The 19391-nt window shown below is 70.7% G+C and carries 16 protein-coding genes; 5 read left to right on the forward strand and 11 right to left on the reverse strand.

What is annotated here, in order from left to right:
- Nucleotides 1-16 precede the first annotated feature (16 nt).
- Complete coding sequence (locus U3653_RS02590; RefSeq protein WP_195079609.1) at nt 17-784, forward strand: SDR family NAD(P)-dependent oxidoreductase; 768 nt, start codon at nt 17-19, stop codon at nt 782-784.
- A gap of 1 nt (nt 785) precedes the next feature.
- Here U3653_RS02590 and U3653_RS02595 read toward each other — a convergent pair whose 3' ends face one another.
- Nucleotides 786-1424 carry a class I SAM-dependent methyltransferase gene (locus U3653_RS02595; RefSeq protein ID WP_195079610.1) on the reverse strand — a complete coding sequence of 213 codons (639 nt, stop codon included), beginning with the start codon at nt 1422-1424 and terminating at the stop codon, nt 786-788.
- A gap of 109 nt (nt 1425-1533) precedes the next feature.
- Here U3653_RS02595 and U3653_RS02600 point away from each other — a divergent pair, with 109 nt between their 5' ends.
- Nucleotides 1534-2949 carry a hypothetical protein gene (locus U3653_RS02600; RefSeq protein WP_195079611.1) on the forward strand — a complete coding sequence of 472 codons (1416 nt, stop codon included), beginning with the start codon at nt 1534-1536 and terminating at the stop codon, nt 2947-2949.
- A 798-nt stretch (nt 2950-3747) separates the two neighbouring features.
- On the opposite strand, the gene U3653_RS02605 is transcribed toward U3653_RS02600, so the two are convergent.
- On the reverse strand, nt 3748-4764 hold the full coding sequence (locus tag U3653_RS02605; RefSeq protein WP_195079612.1) for a stage II sporulation protein M: 1017 nt from the start codon (nt 4762-4764) through the stop codon (nt 3748-3750).
- Nucleotides 4765-4807: 43 nt separating this feature from the next.
- Between U3653_RS02605 and U3653_RS02610 the strand changes: the two genes are divergently transcribed.
- Nucleotides 4808-5608 (forward strand): RDD family protein, encoded by an 801-nt coding sequence (locus tag U3653_RS02610; protein WP_195079613.1) that lies wholly within the window; start codon nt 4808-4810, stop codon nt 5606-5608.
- Here the strand turns inward: U3653_RS02610 and add are convergent.
- From add to U3653_RS02640, 6 genes are all read right to left on the reverse strand, one after another.
- Nucleotides 5587-6606 (reverse strand): adenosine deaminase, encoded by a 1020-nt coding sequence (gene add, locus U3653_RS02615; protein WP_195079614.1) that lies wholly within the window; start codon nt 6604-6606, stop codon nt 5587-5589. The two genes, U3653_RS02610 and add, sit on opposite strands and share 22 nt — an antisense overlap.
- 69 nt (nt 6607-6675) lie before the next feature.
- The gene (locus tag U3653_RS02620) at nt 6676-7971 is read right to left on the reverse strand and encodes a DUF58 domain-containing protein (RefSeq protein WP_195079615.1); all 1296 of its coding nucleotides are present in this window, start codon (nt 7969-7971) and stop codon (nt 6676-6678) included.
- Nucleotides 7972-7974: 3 nt separating this feature from the next.
- Nucleotides 7975-8952, reverse strand: coding sequence for an AAA family ATPase (locus tag U3653_RS02625; protein ID WP_195079616.1), 978 nt, complete (start codon nt 8950-8952; stop codon nt 7975-7977).
- A gap of 67 nt (nt 8953-9019) precedes the next feature.
- Nucleotides 9020-10105 carry a DUF4129 domain-containing protein gene (locus tag U3653_RS02630; protein ID WP_195079617.1) on the reverse strand — a complete coding sequence of 362 codons (1086 nt, stop codon included), beginning with the start codon at nt 10103-10105 and terminating at the stop codon, nt 9020-9022.
- A complete protein-coding gene (locus tag U3653_RS02635) occupies nt 10102-10899 on the reverse strand; it encodes a hypothetical protein (protein ID WP_323124351.1) in 798 nt (265 codons plus the stop codon). Before U3653_RS02635 ends, U3653_RS02630 begins: the two co-directional genes overlap by 4 nt.
- A 91-nt stretch (nt 10900-10990) precedes the next feature.
- Nucleotides 10991-11530, reverse strand: a complete 540-nt coding sequence (locus U3653_RS02640; RefSeq protein WP_195079618.1) for a TetR/AcrR family transcriptional regulator — start codon at nt 11528-11530, stop codon at nt 10991-10993.
- 85 nt (nt 11531-11615) lie between these two features.
- Between U3653_RS02640 and U3653_RS02645 the strand changes: the two genes are divergently transcribed.
- Entirely contained in the window at nt 11616-13154 is a 1539-nt protein-coding gene (locus U3653_RS02645; protein ID WP_195079619.1) for an MFS transporter, read from the forward strand.
- Between the two features lie 6 nt (nt 13155-13160).
- On the opposite strand, the gene U3653_RS02650 is transcribed toward U3653_RS02645, so the two are convergent.
- Nucleotides 13161-14105, reverse strand: coding sequence for a LysR family transcriptional regulator (locus tag U3653_RS02650; RefSeq protein WP_195079620.1), 945 nt, complete (start codon nt 14103-14105; stop codon nt 13161-13163).
- A gap of 128 nt (nt 14106-14233) precedes the next feature.
- On the opposite strand from U3653_RS02650, the gene U3653_RS02655 reads away from it, so the two are divergent.
- Nucleotides 14234-15607, forward strand: coding sequence for an MFS transporter (locus U3653_RS02655; RefSeq protein WP_323124352.1), 1374 nt, complete (start codon nt 14234-14236; stop codon nt 15605-15607).
- On the opposite strand, the gene U3653_RS02660 is transcribed toward U3653_RS02655, so the two are convergent.
- Both U3653_RS02660 and U3653_RS02665 read right to left on the reverse strand, forming a co-directional pair.
- Nucleotides 15558-17108, reverse strand: a complete 1551-nt coding sequence (locus U3653_RS02660) for an adenylate/guanylate cyclase domain-containing protein (RefSeq protein WP_195079621.1) — start codon at nt 17106-17108, stop codon at nt 15558-15560. The genes U3653_RS02655 and U3653_RS02660 overlap by 50 nt on opposite strands.
- 415 nt (nt 17109-17523) lie before the next feature.
- Entirely contained in the window at nt 17524-19206 is a 1683-nt protein-coding gene (locus U3653_RS02665; protein WP_195079622.1) for a DUF4407 domain-containing protein, read from the reverse strand.
- Nucleotides 19207-19391 lie beyond the last annotated feature (185 nt).

Here is a 19391-nt window from a genome sequence, read left to right on the forward strand (position 1 = left end):
TGTTCTAATTCTTGGCATGCGCAGATATGACGGCCGCCGCGTGGTGGTGACGGGAGCGGGATCCGGCATCGGTCAGGGCATCGCCCTGCGGCTGCTGGACGAAGGGGCGCAGCTGGTCGCCGCCGACATCGACGCGGCGGGCCTCGCGGCCACCGCGGCGAAGGCGGGCGACGGCGCGGAACGGCTGCGGACGGTCGAGGTCGACACCGCCGACCCGGAGTCGGTGCGCACCGCGACCGCAACGGCGCTGGAATTCCTCGGCGGACTGGACGTGCTGGTCAACGCGGCGGGCATCCTGCGACCCGCACGCACCCACGAGATGCCGCTGGAGGTGTGGGACCGGGTGATCCGGGTGAATCTCACCGGCACCTTCCTGATGACCCAGGCCGCGCTGCCCGCGCTGCTGGACACCGGACGCGGCGTGGTGGTCAACATCTCCTCCACCGCGGCCTTCAGCGCGGCGCCCTACCTCGCCTCCTACGCGGCGTCCAAGGGCGGTGTGAACGCCTTCACGCACGCCATCGCGCTGGAGTACGCCAAGCAGGGTCTGCGCGCGGTGAACATCGTTCCGGCCGGTATCACCAGCGGCATCACGACGAAGTCCATCCTGGACCAGCCGGAGGGTTTCGACCCGCAGCTCTTCTCCCGGATGACCGGATGGCTCAACGGCGGCGCGCTCGGTTCTCCGGAGGACATCGCCGGAGTCGTCGCCATGGTCGCCTCCGACGACGGCAAATATATGACCGGCACCGAGATCAGGGTGGACGGCGGCGCGCTGATGTAGGTCAGCGGGGCGTCGCCACCAGCAGATGGTGCGGAATCGGCGCGCTGCCCAGCCGCCGGTGCTCGACCGCGCAGCCCGCCTGTTCCAGTGCCGCGATCACCTTCGGCACCGGGCGCAGGGTGAACCCGTACGACGTGAACGGAAGCTTCGCCATCGCGTCCGGATCACCGATGCCGATCACCAGACGCCCGCCCGGCCGGACCACCCTGGCGAGTTCGGCGCAGGCCGCCGCCAGGTCCGGCACGAAGTAGACGGTGTTGACGGTGATCGCGGCATCGAGACTGTCGTCAGGCAGCGGCAGCGCGGTGAGCGAGCCTTCCACCAGCCGCAGGCGACCGGCGGCGATGTCGCTTCCGTGCTTCGAGCGGGCGCGAGCCAGCATGTCGGCGGAGATCTCGACACCGTGCACGACGCCACTCGCGCCGACTCGCTCGAGCAGCAGGGACAGGCCCGCTCCACCGCCGAACCCCACGTCGGCCGCGGCACCGCCCGGCGCGATGTCGGCGGCCTGCACCGCCCCGGCGATGGCGACCTTGTTGCCGCGGTTGAGCACGAAGGCGACGCCCTTGCCGAGCACGCCGTGCGGATTCCCGAGCTGACCGGCGAGGGTGGACAACAGACGGGCCCGGACCGAGTTCATGCGCATCATCGTAACGACCGCTGCCGGGCGGGTGGCGCGGCGAAGATCCGAATACTGTTGCCTCCGGTATCCGTTCGGGTACGGCTTCGCCCAGGGAAAGAGGATCGCGATGCGCCGGCCGATGACCCTCCTCGCCGCCTGCGTGCTGGCATTGCTGCCCACCCAGCCCGCTTCGGCGGCCGGACCGTGGGGTCCGCTCGCGCCGCCGAATCCTTTCCTCGGGCCGACCGGCGGCGCCACCATGCACGGCGACGCGGGGTCCTCGGACGCGACGCCGCTGGCCGGGCCGGACGCCCGCGCCGCCGCGGTCGGCGCGTACCCGCTGGCTTCGGCGTGTCCCACCCTGCTGGAGGGATCGGACCGGCTCGTGGTCGCTCTGTGCACCGCGATCGCGGGACAGACCCCGACGGTGCATCTGCTCGATCCGGCGGCGCCAGGCCCGCTGGCGCCCTCGCTCGCCGCGCTGCCGTTGGCCAAGGGCAGTCTGCTCGGGGGTGTGTACGCCTACCTGGATCAGGACGACCGTTTGGTGGTCGTGGACGGCACCGACCGGTTGCTCCTGGTGCGGCACGAACGGGACGCGGCGGGAACGTGGCGGCTGATCGGCGAAGCGTCCGCCGACCTCGGGCCGGTGATCCCACCGGGGGACAACGTGACGGGACTCGTCCCGGACTGGTCGGGCAACGTGTGGTTCGCGACCGGCCGCGGCGTCGTCGGATTCGTCACCCCGGCCGGGCGGGTCACCGCGTTGACGCTGCCGGCGGGGGAGCAGGTGGCCAACAGCATCTCGGCGGCGCCGCGCGGGCTGGTCGCCGTGGCGACGACGCATGCGCTGTACGAACTGCGGGTCGGCGCGTCCGGCGCTCCGGAGATCGCGTGGCGCGCGGCCTACGACCGGGGATCGGCGCGCAAGCCCGGACAACTCAGCTGGGGCACCGGATCGACTCCCACCTACTTCGGTCCCGAGACCGGCGCCGACTATCTGACCATCGTCGACAACGCCGACGGACAGGTGCACGTCTTGGTGTTCCGTTCCGGCTCCGGCGAATTGGTGTGCACGGCTGCGGCGCTCGGCGCGGGCGGGCCGGGAAGCGAGAATTCGCCGGTCGGGATCGGCCGCTCGATCTTCGTGGCGAGCACCTACGGCTACCCGTATCCGGCGCTGCCCGAGGGAGCGGGACCGGCGTCGCCGCCGGATGCTCCGTTCACCGGCGGGATGACGCGGGTCGATGTCGCCGGCGACGGATGTCATGTGGTGTGGGAGAACGGGATCCGCAGTGCGGCCGTTCCGCGGTTGTCCACCGCCGACAGCCGGCTCTACACGGTCGCTCGCGTCGGTCCCGACCGCACCACGCCTGTGGACGGGTACGAGCTCACCGTCGTCGATCCCGAGACCGGTGCGGTCATCGCCTCGCACCCGCTCCCCGGCACCATCGTCGACGATCCGCTGCAGACCGCACCGTTGATCACTCGGGACCGCCATCTGCTGCAAGGCACGGTCACCGGGATACTTCGCGTCGGCTGAGCCCCCTTACCACGGTGAAGGTGATTCAGGTCACTTCCAGGGAGTGATTCGAGCCCCGGGGTGCTGTTGCGCCGCGAAGGCATGGACGCTCCGCGACTGTGACGCGCGTCTCTTCAACTCGGGTGCCACGGTGTCGATTTCGCGTCGCTCGACGCCTGGTAACGGCAGGTGAGGCGAAGATCACATCCCCCGTTATGGTTGCGGCTCCGGTGCTGCATCGAGCGTTCGGACCGGGTGAACCAGATCCTTTTCACTCATTGGTTAATGCGGAGCCTGTCGGGGAACTGCCCGGTCTTTCCGGTGCGCCGCTATGTCTATACCCGGTTTATTACCGCGTAAACAAACTTGTGGTCTCTTTCTATTGACGGGTGCTCAGCAATCGATCTTTCGTGCAAATGAACGTGCAGGTGGGGAGGGGTGTCGGGCACCATGGAGAGGTCTATCCAACTGCTCGGCTAACGCCCGCGGCGAGCGCCGATTCATTGCCGGGAAGCAATCCCGGCGACTTTTCGCTCCGTTTCGCCGGAGCGCTGTCCGCTGGCCGAAACCGCGGTCGCGCGGGTCGCATGCGGTTAGCTGGCACCGGGCTGAAAGGTGCTGCCGCCAGGGTTTGCTGAAGCGCTGCTTAATACGCTTGACCTCGGCAGGGAGGGTTGCGTAGGGGTAACGATTGTGTAGAGTTGACGGTAACGCTGGCCGCAGCTAGAGCAGCGACTCGCTGCGGCCAGCGGAACTCAAATGGGGGACTTCCGAACCGATCTGGCGCCGCTTAGCTGCCGATTGTCCCAGTCACTTCACTCAGCGTGTGCTGAATGTTGGCTGCGTCACAGCCACCGGCTGACTGCTCGATGCCCCGGCTCCTGGATTCGCCCGCTGTGTGGCCGCGCGGCGTCCCACTCCGAACACATACACCAGGAACAACGCCTCGGCGGTGAACCCGATCGCGATGCGAAGCGGCGCGGGCAACGGGCTCGGCGTCACGAATCCTTCGATGCAGCCGCACACCAGCAGCACTCCGACCAGGCCGAGCGCGACGGTCGCGGTCGCCCGTCCCTGCCTGGCCACCGCCTCCACCCGGCTGAGCCGTCCCGGATCGATCAGCGTCCAACCGAGTTTCAGGCCGACGCCGCCCGCGACGAACACCGCGGTCAGCTCCAGAGTGCCGTGCGGAAGGATGAAGCCGAAGAACGAATCCAGCCGCCCCGCCTCGGCCATCAGCCCGGCGCTGACGCCCAGATTGAGCGCGTTCATGAACAGCAGATAGACCGCGGGCAGGATCAAGACGCCGGTGAACAAGGCGATCGCCGTCACCCACGCGTTGTTGGTCCACACCTGCGCGGCGAAGGCCCCCTGCGGATGCTCCGAGTAGTACGTCTCGAACGCGCCGCCAGGTGCGGTGAGACTGCCTGTGTCATCGGGGATGCCGAGCGCATCCCGGGCGGAATCGAACCGATCCACCCAGACGGCCAACCCGGCCGACACCGACAGGAACGCCGCGGCCACGCAGGCCCACCAGGGCCACGACCGGTAGAGCGCCGCGGGGAAGCGATGGCTGAAGAACCGCCCGATCTCCTGCCAGGTGTCGGCTCGCGTCCCGAGCACCCGGCCGCGCGCACGCGCCAGCAGAGCGCTCAGCCCGGCGATCAGCTCCGGGTCGGGGCTGTGCGACTGCAACCGCGCCAGCTGCTGGGAGGTGCGGCGGTAGAGCACGACGAGTTCGTCCGCCTCCGCGCCGGTCAGCTTGCTCCGTTTGGACAGATAGTCGAGCCGGTCCCACGCCCTGCGGTGCGCCAGGCTGTATGCGTCCACGTCCATTCGGTTGCCTCCCACTCCCGCCGGTCGCAAGAATGCTATCGACATGGCTGAGTTCACCACCGGCGAAGCAGTGGCCTTGGAACTGCCGATCGCCCGGATCCCCACCAGGGCCACCGCGTTCCTGATCGACGTGCTGGCCCAGTGCGCGCTCGGGTTCGTGCTGTTGTTCGCGATCGTCACGCTGCTGCTGCCCGCGGGCGTCGACTCGGCGTGGCTGGACGTGGTCGTCCTGGTGACCATCGTGACGGTGCTGGTCGGCTACCCGGTGGCCTGCGAGACCGCTTGGCGCGGGCGGACGCTGGGAAAGCTGATGCTCGGGCTGCGGGTGGTGCGCCAAGACGGCGGGCCGATCGACTTCCGGCACGCGCTCACCCGCGGCCTCGCCGGCGCGATCGTCGATTTCTGGATGCTCGGCGGGTTCGGCGCCATCGCGGTGCTCACCTCGATGTGCTCGCCGCAGGCGCGGCGGATCGGTGACGTGCTCGCGGGCACCGTGGTCGTGCACGCGCAACACCCGCTGCCGCCGCCCGCGCTGGCGATCGCGCCGCCGTGGCTGACCGGCTGGAGCGCGCAGCTCGACCTGTCCGGGCTACCGGAAGACCTCGCGCTCGCGGCGCGGCAGTACCTGACGCGCTTGCGCACGCTGACGCCTGCGGCGCAACACCAACTGGGCACGGCGCTCGTGACCGAGGTGTGCGACCGGTTGCGCGTCGCGCCACCGGCCGGGTATCCGCCGTCGCAGGTGCTCGGCGCGGTCATCGCCGAACGGCAGCGCCGAGTGCTGCCGCGGCCGCTGTTCCCGGTGTTCCCGCCGCCCGCCGGTCAGCCGTTCGCCGCCAGGTAGTCGTCGATCTCGCGCAGATAGGCGTCCTGCCGGGCCGGGGTGATCCAGGAGGCGCGGAACGAGTTGCGGGCCAACTCGGTCAGCTGATCCACCCCAAGACCGCCCTCATCGGCGAGCGCGAGGTAGTTGTCGGCCACGTACGCGCCGAAGTACGCGGGGTCGTCGCTGTTGACCGTCACCGTCAGCCCGCGGTTCAGCAGGCCGACGATCTCTTCGGCTTTCATCCGCGCCGTGACGAAGGAGTTCGACACCGGGCAGCAGGTCAGGGCGATCCCTTTGGACGCGGCCAGTTCGACCAGACGGTCGTCCTCCACGATGTTGGTGCCGTGGTCGATGCGGTCGACGGCGATGTCCTCCAGCGCCTGGCGGATGTGCTCGATCGAATCCGGCTGGTCGATGTCGCAGTGTGCCGTCAGCAGGAAGCCTTCCGCGCGGGCGCGCTCGAAGACGGCGGCGAACTTGCTCGGCGGGTTGCCCCGCTCGTCGGAATCGAGCCCGACGCCGAGAATCCAGCTCTTGTACGGCAGCGCTTCCAGCAGCGTCGCCATGGCGTATTCCGCGGAGTGGTCGCGCAGGAAACACAGGATCAGTTCGGCGGACATCCCCAGTTCCCGCCGCGCCCGAGCGATCGCCGACCGGTATCCGCTGATCACCGTGGGGAACGGGATGCCGCGTCCGGTGTGGGCCTGCGGATCGAAGAAGAGTTCGACATGACGCACGCCTTGGCCGTGCGCCCGGCGCAGATAGTCGAAAGCGAGGTCGTGGAAGTCCTCCGGGCGCTGCAAAACGCGCATCGCGGGGTAGTAGACCTGGAGGAACGACGTCAGGTCGTGGAACCGATAGGTCTGCTTGACCTCCTCCACGCTCTTCTCCGGCAGTTCGATGCCGTTGCGCCGGGCGAGGCGGAACTTCAGCTCCGGCTCCAGCGTCCCTTCCAGATGCAGGTGCAGTTCCGCTTTGGGCAATCCGCGGACGAAGGCGGCGAGATCTGAGGCCATGGGGTCATGATCCTCCTCGGCGGGCGCGCGAGGACGCTCTTCGACGAGTCCGCGGCCCGACGGGAAGACTCAGAGGGCTCCGGATTGCTTCAGTTCCAGGTATTCGTCCGCCAGAGCCTCCGGCAGGCGTTCCGGGGACGCCGCGACGACCGCGATCCCGCTGCGGCGCAGCGATTCCTGAACCAGTGCGCGTTCGGCGAGCACGGATTCGGCGGCGGCCGCGGCGTAGAGGTCGTTCAGGTCTTCGCGCCGGGCGGCCGCCGCGGCGACATCCGGATCGGTCACCGAGACGATGAGCACCCGGTGCCGCTGCGCCAGGACCGGCAACACGGGCAACAGGTTCTCCTCCACCGCGGCGCCGTCGAGGCTGGTGAACCAGACCACCAGGCTGCGCCTGCGGGCGCGCTGAACGGCCGCTCGCACCAGTCCGGCGCTGTCGGTGTCGACGAGAGCGGGAGCGATTCCGGCCATGGCGTGCAGCAGCTTCGCCTGCAGACCTCTTCCGCCTGCACCGCGCACCTCGGCGCGCGCTCGGCGGTCGTAGGCGAGCAGATCGACCGAATCGCCCGCGGCGACCGCCAGACCGCCGAGCAGCAGGGCCGCCTCGATGCTCGCGTCCAAGCGCGTTCCGTCCCCGACCCGTCCCGCGCTGACCCGGCCGGTGTCCAGCAGCATCAGCACGTGCCGGTTGCGCTCCGGACGCCAGGTGCGGACCAGGACGTCGGTGGCGCGGGCGGTGGCGCGCCAGTCGATGGCGCGCACGTCGTCGCCGGCGACGTACTCGCGGAAGGAGTCGAATTCGGTGCCCTGACCGCGCAGGTTGGCCAGATTGCGGCCGTCGAGATGCTGCAATCGCTTGACTTTCGACCGCAGCAGCCGCTCAGCGCGGAACGCGGGCAGCGCCCGCACCCGGGCTGGCACGTCCCGTCTCGTCTGCCTGCCCGCCAGTCCGAGCGGGCCGAGCAGTCGCACCGTGACCTGGCCGGCCACCCGGTCGCCGCGGTAGGCGGGCGTGAGCGTGGTGCGGAGACGGACTTTGGTGCCAGGGGGGAGATCCAGGCCGTGCGTGCGGTTCTCGGCGCGTGCGCTGCCGGGCCAGTCGTCCCAGACCGTGCCGCGCAGTCGGCGCGCTCCGGTGTTGACCGCGACGAGTTCCACTTCGACGGAGCGCCCGAGCCGCACCGTGGTCAGTGCCTCGCGGGAAAGCGTCAGGTCCCGCGCGCGCCCCACCGCGGCGAGATCGATGAGCAGCCCGGCGGCCAGGACGCAGGTCACCACGACCACGCCGAGCACGGACGGCAGGACCAGGGTGACGAACAGGGCCGCAACGCCTGCCGCGGCGGCCAGCCGACCGGTGACGACCATCGGCTACACCGGGACCGGAACCGAAAGCAGCAGCGACGACAGCACGCCCTCGGTGGTCACGCCGTCCAGTTCGGCTTCTGGACGCAGGTGCAGGCGGTGCCGCAGCACGGCGACGGCGACGGCCTTCACATCGTCCGGTGTGACGAAGCCGCGTCCGTTGAGCCAGGCGAACGCGCGGGCGGCCGCCATCAGCGCGGTCGCGCCACGGGTCGACGCGCCGTGCCGCACAGCGGGCGAGGTGCGGGTGGCCCGGCACACGTCGACGGTGTAGGCGAGCACCTCGGGGCTGATCGTGGTCTGCGCGATCGCGGCGCGCGCGGCGGCGATGTGCGCCGGGCCCGCGACCGGGCGCAGCCCGGCGGCGGTGAGGTCGCGCGGATCGAAGCCCGCGGCATGGCGTTGCAGGATGCGGAACTCGTCGTCGCGGCCGGGGAGGTGGATGTCCACCTTGAACAGGAACCGGTCCAGCTGCGCCTCCGGCAGCGGATAGGTGCCCTCCTGCTCGATCGGGTTCTGAGTAGCGACGACGACGAACGGATCGGGCAGCGGCTGCGGCTTCCCGTCCACCGAGACCTGGCGCTCCTCCATCGACTCCAGCAGGGCCGACTGGGTCTTCGGCGGCGTGCGGTTGATCTCGTCGGCGAGCAGCAGGTTGGTGAACACCGGACCCTGCCGGAAGGTGAACTCGGCGGAGTGCGGATCGTAGATCTGCGACCCGGTGACGTCGCCCGGCATCAGGTCCGGGGTGAACTGCACCCGCGCGTGCTCCAGGTCGAGCGCCGTGGCCAGCGCCCGCACCAGCAGTGTCTTGGCCACCCCCGGCACGCCTTCGAGCAGTACGTGGCCGCGGCACAGCAGGGCGAGTACCAGGTACATGACCGCGTTGTCGTTGCCGACCACCGCTTTGCCGATCTCGGCGCGCAGGGCGTGGAACGCGGCGCCCGCTTGCTCGGCCGTCGGGGTGGTTTCGGTGCTGGTCATTGCGTCTCCTGTGGTTCGCGGGCGTTCCCGCAGGCCATGAGCCGGACAAGCGGTGCGCGACGGCGTCTCATCCGACCTCCGATTCGATCCGTTCGAGCTGAGCGGCGACCATCCGGAGGGTCTCCGGATCGGGCACCGGGCCGAACAGCGCGGCGCCGATCCGGGCGGGGTCGGCGCCGATGCGCGCCGCGATCACGGCGACGATCCGGTCCGGCGGGGTGTCGGCCGTGATGCCGAGCGGGGTGCGAACGCGGCGCAGCGTGGCCGCCCGCAGCTTCCCCGCGACGTGATCGTGGTCCTTCGCGCGGCGGTACAGCGCCGCCTGGCCCGCGAGCAGTTCGTTCGCGGCCACCTCGACCGGCCGCGGCTCGCGCACCAGAGCACCCCGTCTGCGGGCACGCCACCACACCACCACCGCGGCGGCGATGAGGAACTGCACGCCGCCGTAGAAGATCGGCGCGGGCAGCCGATCCCAGATCGCGTCCTCGCCCGTCCCGAAGCCGGGGCGGTCCGGCGGCGGGACATCGGGCAGATCCGGGGGCGGTTGCGGTGGCGGGGCGGTCGGCGCGACCGGCGCGCCGCAGGACTGCAGAGCGCCGTAGACCAGCAGCAACACCGCGGCCGTCACGGCGAGCACCGCCCAGAACCGGGGGTCGCGCAGCACCTTCGGCAGCGGCGGCAGTGTGCGCCCGGTGCGCGGAGCCCGCTCAACCGCCTCGATCTCCACCGGTTCCGGTGCGGGCGGGGGAGCGGATGCGGAGAACCGGTCGGCGTACTCCAGCCTGCGGTACTCGTCCTCGGTCGCGCGGCGTCCGCCGTAGACCACCTCGTCGAAACTTTGTGCGGCCGGCTGGATCTCGGTGGCGGTCTCGAGCGGCAGCGCGGTCGTCACGTCGTCGGCGGTCTCCCGCGCGGTGCGCGACCGCCGGACCTCGAGCACACCGCCTTGCTCCAGGCCGCGCAGCACGGCGCGGAAACGTTCCCGCAGGGCACGGTCGAAATCCCGCTGCCGAGCGGCGGATTCGGCGGCGGCGCGATGTTCGGCGGCGGCGCCGAGTCGTGGGGTGCCCGGCGCCGGGTCGTTCGTGGTGTGCGGACCTTTCGACAACACGACCTCGGCCGGTCGCTGCCCCGGCGGGGCGGGATCGCTCATCGCGCCTGCCTCCGGGGAATGCGGATGTCCAATCCCTCTCTGCGACAGCGCCGATCGACGTAGCACACCACGCGCGACGAAGCCTCGACCACTTCGCCGAATGCCGTCAGCAGCAGAACCGCCGACGTGACCAGCACGAGCACCGGCCAGCGGTGGGTGCCGGAGAAATCCGAGACGAACAGCGGAATGGCCAGCAGCGGGACCGCGAGCAGCGTGAACAGCGCCCGCTGGACGATCCAGAGCCCGGTGGTCGGCCACTCCGCGCCCTCCGCGAGCAGTTTCGCGCGTGCGACGCCGTCGCGATGCGAAGTGCGCTCGACGAACAACACCGGCACCGTCACCCAGCGGCGGGCGCGCAGCCAGCCCAGCCAGATCCCGGCGAGCGGCAGCGTGACGATCGGCAGGCCGCTCACCGCGAGCACGCCGACCCCGACCACGGTGAACAACAGTTGGAACACCAGCAGCGGGCCGAGCGTCGCGCCGAATCGGCGGAGCGCCGTCCCCTGGCCGATCGGCGCGCCGCCGACGGTCGCGAGCCCGAGGGCCACGGTCGTGGCGCGTAACGCGAACCGCAGCAGCCACGCGCAGGCCGCGGTGGCCAGGATCGCCGACCACGCGGTGCCGGTGTCGGAGCCGCCGGTGAGCGCGGAGCCGCCCGCGGTCACCGCGACGACCACGGCCTCGGCGAGTAGGAATCCCGGCACGCTCACCCAGGCCAGGGCGCGGATGTTCGCCTGGATCAGCGCGAACGGCACATCGAGCAGTTCACGGAAACTCAGCGGTCGGATCGGCACCGTCGTTCCAGGAGACCCCGGTACCGGATCTGTTCCCGCCCCGACGGCGCCGGCCGGTTCGGCGGCTGGCAGCACGGGCCGAGTCTAACCGTCAGCGTCGCAGTAAGCGGTCCACCACGTGCCGGTAGCGAACCGGATCGATCGGCGGGAGGCCGAGCAGCGCGCGCAGGTAGACGCCGTCGCCGACCAGCCGGATGAGGTCGGCCCGCACCGGGTCGTCGACCTCCTCGTCCAGACCGTCCGACCAGGAAGTCATCATGTCGGCCAGCGCCCGCTGCACCTCGCCCGGCTCCGGGGTGGCGTCGATGGTGCGCATGGTCGCGAGCATCGACCGGTAGAGCTCGAGTTCTACCGCTTCCGCCTCGTCGGCCGGGTTCGGCGTCTGCAGGTACCACTCGGCAACCGAGCCGCCTTTGGCGACCGCGCTGTCCAGCTGCTGGCCCGCACGGTCGGCCAGTCTGCGGACCAAGCCCGCTAGCAGGGCGTCTTTGCTCTTGAAGTGATAGAGCAAGCCGCCTTTGGAGACGCCCGCGGTGGCCGCGACGTTCTCCAACGTCACGTGCGCCATGCCTTTTTCCAGGAGCAAGGTCTCGAGCGCGTCCAGGATGCGGTCGCGGGTGTCAGCCGTCACCAGGATGACTATACCGTCCAGACGGTTAGGTGGGTACTATACCGTCTGGACGGTAAGAAACCAGACGACGGAAGTCGAGAAAGTCATGACCCCCCAGACCACCCCGGCCACGGAACTATCGACCAACGCCCCGCCCCGCGCGGGGGCACGCGAGTGGGTGGGGTTGTCCGTGCTGGCCCTGGCCCTCCTGTTGCTGGCCGTCGACGCGACGGTGCTCGATCTGGCCGTGCCCGCGATCAGCGCCGATCTCGCGCCCACCACGCCGCAACTGCTGTGGATCATCGACGTCTACTCGTTCGTGCTCGCCGGACTGCTCGTGGTCATGGGCAATCTGGGCGACCGGATCGGGCGGCGCAAGCTGCTGTTGCTCGGCGCGGCCGGATTCGGCGCGGCCTCTGTGCTGGCGGCGTGGGCCCTCACTCCGGAGATGCTCATCGCGGCACGCGTGCTGCAGGGTGTCGCCGGCGCGACGTTGATGCCCGCCACGCTGGCGTTGATCCGGTCGATGTTCCTCCATCCGCGGCAGCGAACCGTCGCGATCGCGGTGTGGAGCGCGATGGCGGGCGGTGGCGCCGCGGCGGGACCGCTGTTGGGCGGCTGGCTGCTCGAGCACTACTGGTGGGGTTCGGTCTTCCTGGTGAACCTGCCGGTCATGCTGGTGCTGATCGGACTGGGTCCGGTGCTGATCCCGGAGTCGCGTGATCCGCGACCCGGTCGCTTCGACCTGCTCAGCGCCGTGCTGTCGATGCTCGCGCTGGTGCCGGTGGTGTACGCGGTGAAGGAATGCGCCGCGCACGGTCCGAGCGTGCGGGTCGCGGTGGTCGGCGTGCTCGGCCTGCTGGCAGGCGCGTGGTTCGTGCGCAGGCAGCGACGGCTGGCGCAACCGATGCTGGATCTGGCGCTGTTCGCGCTGCCGAAGTTCCGTACGGCGGTGCTGACCAATCTGCTCGCGGTGTTCGCGCTGGCCGGTGTGCTGTTCTTCGGCTCGCAGTATCTCCAGCTGGTGCTGGGGCGCTCCCCGCTGCAGGCCGGTTTGCTGCTGCTGCCCGGTCTGACGGCCGGGATGATCGCCTCGCTCGCCGCGGCCTGGTTGGTGCGGCGACTGCGGCCGGGCACGGTGCTCGGCGGCGCGCTGATCACGGCGGCGGCGGGCGCGGCGCTGTTCGGCTTGCTCCGCCCCGACGCGGCCACCAGTACGACGCCGTTCGTGCTCGGTTTCCTGCTCATCGGGGCGGGAGTCGGTGTCGCGCTGACCGTGTCGTCGGATCTGGTGGTCGGCTCCGCGCCGCCGGAACGCGCGGGTGCGGCCGCCGCGGTCTCCGAGACCGCGTACGAGACGGGCGTCGCGCTGGGCGTCGCGATACTCGGCAGCGTGGTCATGGCGATCTTCCGCAACGGCATCGACCCGACCCACGTGCCCGGAGACCGGATGGCGGCCGCGTCCGAATCGCTGGGCGCCGCCACCGCTTTCGCCCGTGAACTGCCGGAGGCCGCCGGGCGCTCGTTCCTCGCCTCGGTGCACGAGTCCTTCGTCTCCGGCATTCACTTCGCGGCCGTCGGCACCACCTCGATTCTGTTGATCGCGGCGGTGGTGGCGTTCCGGTTGCGCCGAGTGCGTGGATGATTTCTGTCAGGTGGGCGGCACGCGCTGCGCCCATGTCGGTACCCAAACGTCTGCGGCGGGTGCGTGCGCTCGCCTCGCGTCGAGGTAGTCGCGAAGTTCGACGAGGGCGGGATGGGGATTGTCACCGCGCCAGATCATCGACATCGGGTAGACCGGCGTCGGCTGACGCACCGGAATTCGCCGCAGGTCGTAGCGGTCCGGCCACAGATACCGCGACCCTTCGCCGATCAGGGTCGCCAGGTCCGACGCCTCCGCGATCTCGTCCAGCAGAGCCTCTTTCGCGAAGACCGGGCCGAGAATGTCGATGGTGAACCCGAAGGTGGTCGCGAATTCGGCGTAGTAGTCGGCCACCTCGCCACGGACAGGCAGGCCCGGCATCCAGATCCGGTGCCCGGCAAGCTGCCAGGGCGTGACGGCGCGGGCGGTGGCGAGCGGGTGGCGGGGGCCGACCAGCAACTGGTGCGGCTCGTCGATCACTCGGGCAGTGCTGATCGCGTCGGGGAGACGCTGCCGCGGGGGGACGGCGTGGAAGGTGGCATCGATTGTTCCGGCTTCCACGGCGGCGATCGCCGCGTCGAGGTCGGCGTCGAGGGTGACGACGTCCAAATCGATGCCGGGATGCGTGCGGTGGAAATCCTGGAGCAGCACTCCGGTCACGATTCGCCGGGCGACGATGTCGACACGGAGCACGCGCCGGCCAGGGCGCACCGAGGCGTCGGCGCGCTCGGCGACCCGGAGCAATTCACGGGCGTGCGGCAGGAAGGCTTGACCGTCGATGGTGAGTTGAGCGCCGCGTGCGGTGCGGGCGAACAAGCGCACGCCGAGGTCTTTCTCCAGCGACGCGATGCGCTTGGAGACCGCCTGCTGAGTGATCGCGAGTTCCGCGGCGGCTTCTTGGAATTGGCCGGCGTCCGCGGCGGCGACGAAGGTTCGCACGGCGTTGAGATCCACGCGGAAACCCTAGCCACACAACGAATCGTTGTGGCTCGCCGCCCGATCGGTTGTTTGATTCGGCGTCATCGGTCTTGCTTTGATCACGGCGATCAACAGCGAGTTGTCCGAAGCGGGAGGTGCGCAGCTTGGCGACCGGACGATCCCTGGGGCGGCCGTTCGGTTGGCTGTGGACGGCCTACGCGGTCAGCGCCTACGGCTCCGGGCTCGGATTCGGCGCCTTGCCGCTGATCGCCGTCCTGGTGTTGCACGCGGGACCCGCGCAGGTGTCCGCGCTGTCGGCGGTGGGGCCTGCGGTGGGCGCGCTGATCGCGTTGCCGCTCGGGCCGTGGGTGGAGTTCCGCCGCAAGCGGCCGGTGCTGATCGCGATGGACCTGATCCGGTTCGCGGTCATGATGACGATCCCGCTCGCCTACGCCTTCGGCCGGCTCGGTTTCGTCCAATTGCTGGCGGTCTCCGCGGTGGTCGCGGCGGCCAAGATCGCCTTCAACGCGGCGAGCGGCGCGTATCTCAAAGCCATCGTGCGGCCGCAGGACCTACTCGTGGCCAACGCGCGGTTCGAATCGACCACGTGGAGCTCCATAGCCGTCGGGCCGCCGCTGGGCGGGGCGGCGATCGGCCTGTTCGGACCGGTCACCACCGTGGTTGCCGATGCGCTGAGCTACCTGTGCTCCGCGCTGGCGGTCACGGCGATTCGCGGCCGGGAGGACACCCCGCGGCGAACCGGCGAGCGCAGGATGCGGGCCGCTGAGTTGCTCGACGGCTGGCGGCACATTCTGGGTCATCCTGGCCTGCGGGCGCTCTACTTCAACCAATTGCTGGTCGGCGGGTTGATCATGGCCACCGAGCCGTTGCTGGCCGTACTGCTGCTCGGTGAGCTCGGCTTCCCACCCTGGCAGTACTGCCTGGCGTTCGCCGCCCCTTGCGTCGGCGGGCTGATCGGCGCACGCCTCGCCGGTCGTGTCGTACGGCGGTACGGCCGGCACCCGGTCCTGCGTACCGTCGGCACGCTGCGCGCGATCTGGCTGATCGGCCTCGCGTTCGTCCAGCCAGGTGTCGCGGGCCTGGCGACGGTGATCGCTGTCGAGCTCGCGATCATCGTCAGCATGAGCCTGTACAACCCGGTACTGGCCACCTATCGGCTCGAGCACACACCGGAGGACCGCGTCGCCCGCGCCTTGTCGGCCTGGTCGATCAGCAGCAGCGCCGCCATCGCCGCGCTCAGCGCGCTCGGCGGACTGCTCGCCGACGCCACCAGCCCACGCACGGCGATCACAGTCGCGGGACTGCTGATTCTCGCCAGCCCGTTGCTGCTACCCCGCCGCGAGGATTCCGCTCCCGACCAGGCGACAGCCGATGCCCGGCCACCGGCAGCGAGCATTTCCGCGCCGCACGACCGGTCGCTGAGACCGTCGAAATGCTCGCCGGAACATCTGCACGGTGAAGACGTCGTCAGGCCGGGCGGGCGAGCCGGGTCGGCGCCAGGCGGCCGCGAAGGGTGACGGAGTCGCCGAGCTGCCAATGCCGCGCCTCCGGCTCGGCAGCCGCCGCGACGGTCGTGCTGGAGGCGAGCAGCAAGCCCTCTTGCTTGGCGAGTTCGCACAGGCGGGCCGCTTCGTTGACCGCGTCGCCGATGACGGTGAACTCGTAGCGCTGATGCGCGCCGACATTGCCCGCGACCACCCGGCCCGCGGCCACGCCGATGGCGGCGACGAAATCGGCCGCGTCGCTGTCGAGCCTGGCCCGGATCGCGCGGGCGGTGGCCAGCGCCGCGCCCGGTGCGTCGGCCAGCGGCGCGGGCGTGCCGAAGACGGCGAGGGCCGCGTCGCCCTCGAATTTGTTCACCAGCCCGCCGTGGCGCTCCACCTCGTCGACGACGATGCCGAAGAACCGATTGAGGATGGCGACCATCTCCGGCGCGGGGATGCTCGCGGCCATCGTCGTCGAGCCGACGATGTCGATGAACAGGGCGGCGGCATCGGTCTCCACACCGCCGAGCGTCGGGTCGCCCGCCAGTGCGGCCGCGGCGACCTCGCGCCCGACATGCCTGCCGAACAGGTCCCTGATCTGCTCGCGCTCGCGCAGCCCTTCCACCATATGGTTGAAACCGCTCTGCAGCTCACCGAGTTCGGTGCCGTCGTAGACGGCCAGCGCCACATCGAAATCGCCGTCCTCCACCTGACGCATCGCCCGGCGCACGCCGCGGATGGGAGCGACGGTCGCGGCCAGGGTCTGCGTCATCAGCAGCAGACCGAAGACCAGCGTCGCACCGCCGAGCGACAGCACGCAGACCGCCAGCCGCGCCTTGGTGACGTCCTGCATCGTGAGCGCCAGCACCGCGAGCACCATCATCCCGGCCACCGGCAGGCCGGAGCCGACCATCCAGACGATGAGCGAGCGCCCGAAGACGCCGATGTCGCGGCGCCGGCCGGAATCCGCCGCTTCCAGCACCCTGGCGGTGACCGGCCGCAGCGCGAACTCGATGATCAGATAGCTGTTGGCGCACACCACGATGGCGCTGAACGCGATGCCGAAGGCCACTTTCGGGATCAACCGCGGTTCGGCGAGGCCGTACAGCGTGGTCAGCAGCACGAGTCCGCCGCACCACAGCAGCGCTTGATCGCGCACCAGCTTGCGGGGCACCGCCGCGGCCGCGGCTTGCTCGTCCTCGGTCGGCACGTGCTCGGGGTCGGTGGCCCAGCGCAGAACGCGCAACCCGCGGCTGGTGCCCCACCACAGCCCGAGCAACAGCGCGCAGGCCGCGTACAGCGGCGCGGCGAGCGCGTCGAGCAGCAAGAGATCCTGGGTGAACACCGATGGACCCGGCAGGACGAAGCCGACCAGGACGATCGACACGACCATGCCGGTGAGATTGCCCAGCAGCGTGGGCACCGTGAGCAACAACTGAACGCGGATACGGCGCACCCCCGACGACTCCTCGGCGGACCCGAGCAATCGCGACCCCCACGGCGCCGCGGCGAGCGTCACCTCCCTGTGCTGCATGGGTGCAGCGTATGCCGAGCAGCGCCGCGGCGTGGCGGACGCGACCCGGCGACCCGGTCCGCGAATCGTTTCTGCCGTACGCGCCGAAGGCAGGTTCCAGGCGAGGACTCGTCGAGGCCGCAGAAAGGGCCGATCGGTACATGCGCGGACGTCTTGTGGCGTAGTCGAAATCCGAATCGGGTCCCGAAGGGCGCGGCGCGGTCGTTACTCGCGCTGTGCCGTCGCGCAAGGCCCGATCCGGCGGGGAGGCCCCGGCTGCGCCGATCCGCGGGCAGTGTGCCTGTACAGGGCCGATCCGCAGTGGCGGAGCATCCCTCCGCAGGTCTTCCGGCGCGACAGACCGGCGGTGCCGTCAGTGTCCGGCGGCAGGTCGCACCTCCGCAGGCCCGTCCGGCGCGGCAGACCTGCGGTGCCGTCAGTGGCCCGGTGGCAGCTCGCGGCGATTGGGCTCGGGAAGTTCGGGACGGTGGTGGCCCGGCAGTTCGTCCCTGCGGGCGCCGGTGGGCAGGCCGTAGCCGGCGGCGCCGGTGGGTGGAAGCGAGGAATAGCGCGGCGCGGGGTAGGCGGCGTCGACAACGGTCGAAGCGATGTGCTGGGCGTGCGCGATCTCGGGCGCGCCGGGCTGCAGCTGGTAGCCGACGGCCTGCGGGTGCGAGGTCTGGCCGTCGACGGTGACCTTGCGGGTGCGCCGCAGCGTGAAGGTGATCTCCTCGACCTCCTCGAACGCCTGCCGCGCGGTGCGCAACGGATGCGTCGCCGTGTCGATCGCGTTGGCGACGAACGACGGAACCAGCGGCCGGATGAAACGCGCCGCGGTGTCGGTGAACGGGATCGCGCCGATCAGCGGCAGCTCGAGACCGCCGCTCGGCGCCGGCGCCACGGCGGGCGCCTGCGGGTGCGCGCCGGTGGGAGCGGGTAGGTTCGGCGTCGCCTCGTCGGGCATGGCGCTGTCCTTTCGGTCGTCCGCCGCGGCGGCGGGAAGTTCGGGGCGGCGCGGCGGCTCGGTGATGCCGATCTCGATGCCGCCGATGGCCGCGATGATGCGGGTGCGCTGCCGTTCCCGGTCGATGGCCGTGTCCGCCTCGACGGCGAGGCGGGCGGCGGTGAGCTGCTGCTCGGCGCGCATGGCCTCCGCCTCGGCGCGCACTTCGGCCTGCTTGACCGCGATCGCCGTGTCGGCTTCCCGCTCGGCGCGGTCGAGCACGGTGCGCGCCGCGTTGTGCCGGTCGAACGAGGTCTCGCCACGCCACCAGCGCAGTGCCAGCGGCAGCAGGGCGAGCGCGACGAACGCCACGATGGTGAGGACGCGCAGCGGCAGCGCGTGGTGCACGGTGTAGTCGTTCATCGCCTGCCAGCGCGCGCCGAGCCCGCGGTCGGCGTCGTCGAAGGCGGCGGTCCGTGCGGCCGTCAGGGCGGCCTGGCCCGCGTCGATCCTGCGGTCCGCCGCGTCGACCCGGTCCCGCGCGGTGGCGAGCTGCTTACGCGCGTCGTCGAGCATGGCGTCGGCGGTCCGTGCCTCCGGTCCGCGGCCCGGCACGCCGGTGATCCTGGTCCGAGGGCACTCGGGGGTCGGGTTGAACTCACAGCGCGCGATCACCAAGGCGTGATCGATATCGTTCTGCGCCATGGCGATCGCCTGTTCGAGCGCGGCGCGGTCGGCCCGCGCCCGGTCCAGTTCCGCCTGCGCCGCGACGACCCGCGGCGCCGAATCGAGCGAGCGCTGCGCCTGCTGCTCGAGCACCCGGTCGACGGACCCGCTGAACAAGACGATCGCGGCCAGTTCCGCGAGCAATCCACCGGCCAGCACGGCGACCGCGCCGCGGGCGATCGATCCGAGCCGATCCGGTCCGCCACTCGGCCGCGCCGTCGCCAGCGCACGGGCGAGCGCGCCGATCAGCGCGGCGAGCACGATGCCGCAGACCACGGCGGCCCACCAGGGCCACGCGGAGGCGGCGGCGAGGGCGGCGACGACACCGGAGATCGTGGCGAACAGCAGCACGACAGCACCGGTGACGGCGTATCCGGCGCGCTCGTGGCGATCCTCGACGGCGCTGGTCCGGCCGCCGCCGAGCCAGGTGAACAAGCCGGTGACGGTCATCGGAATGCACATCCTTCACGTCCCAGGCGCATCACGGGCGCGACGAAACTGTCACGGATTCGTTGTGACAGCGTGACAGGCTCGCCCGCTGCGCAGCGAGCAGGAACGGCTCGATGTGGCCAGGCTCACAGCTCATTCCGCGTAGGGCGCGGCGCGGCCGGTTCGTTCGCCTACGCTGGCGCGGT

Origin of the sequence: Nocardia implantans (assembly GCF_035544775.1) — a bacterium.
GTDB lineage: Bacteria > Actinomycetota > Actinomycetes > Mycobacteriales > Mycobacteriaceae > Nocardia > Nocardia implantans.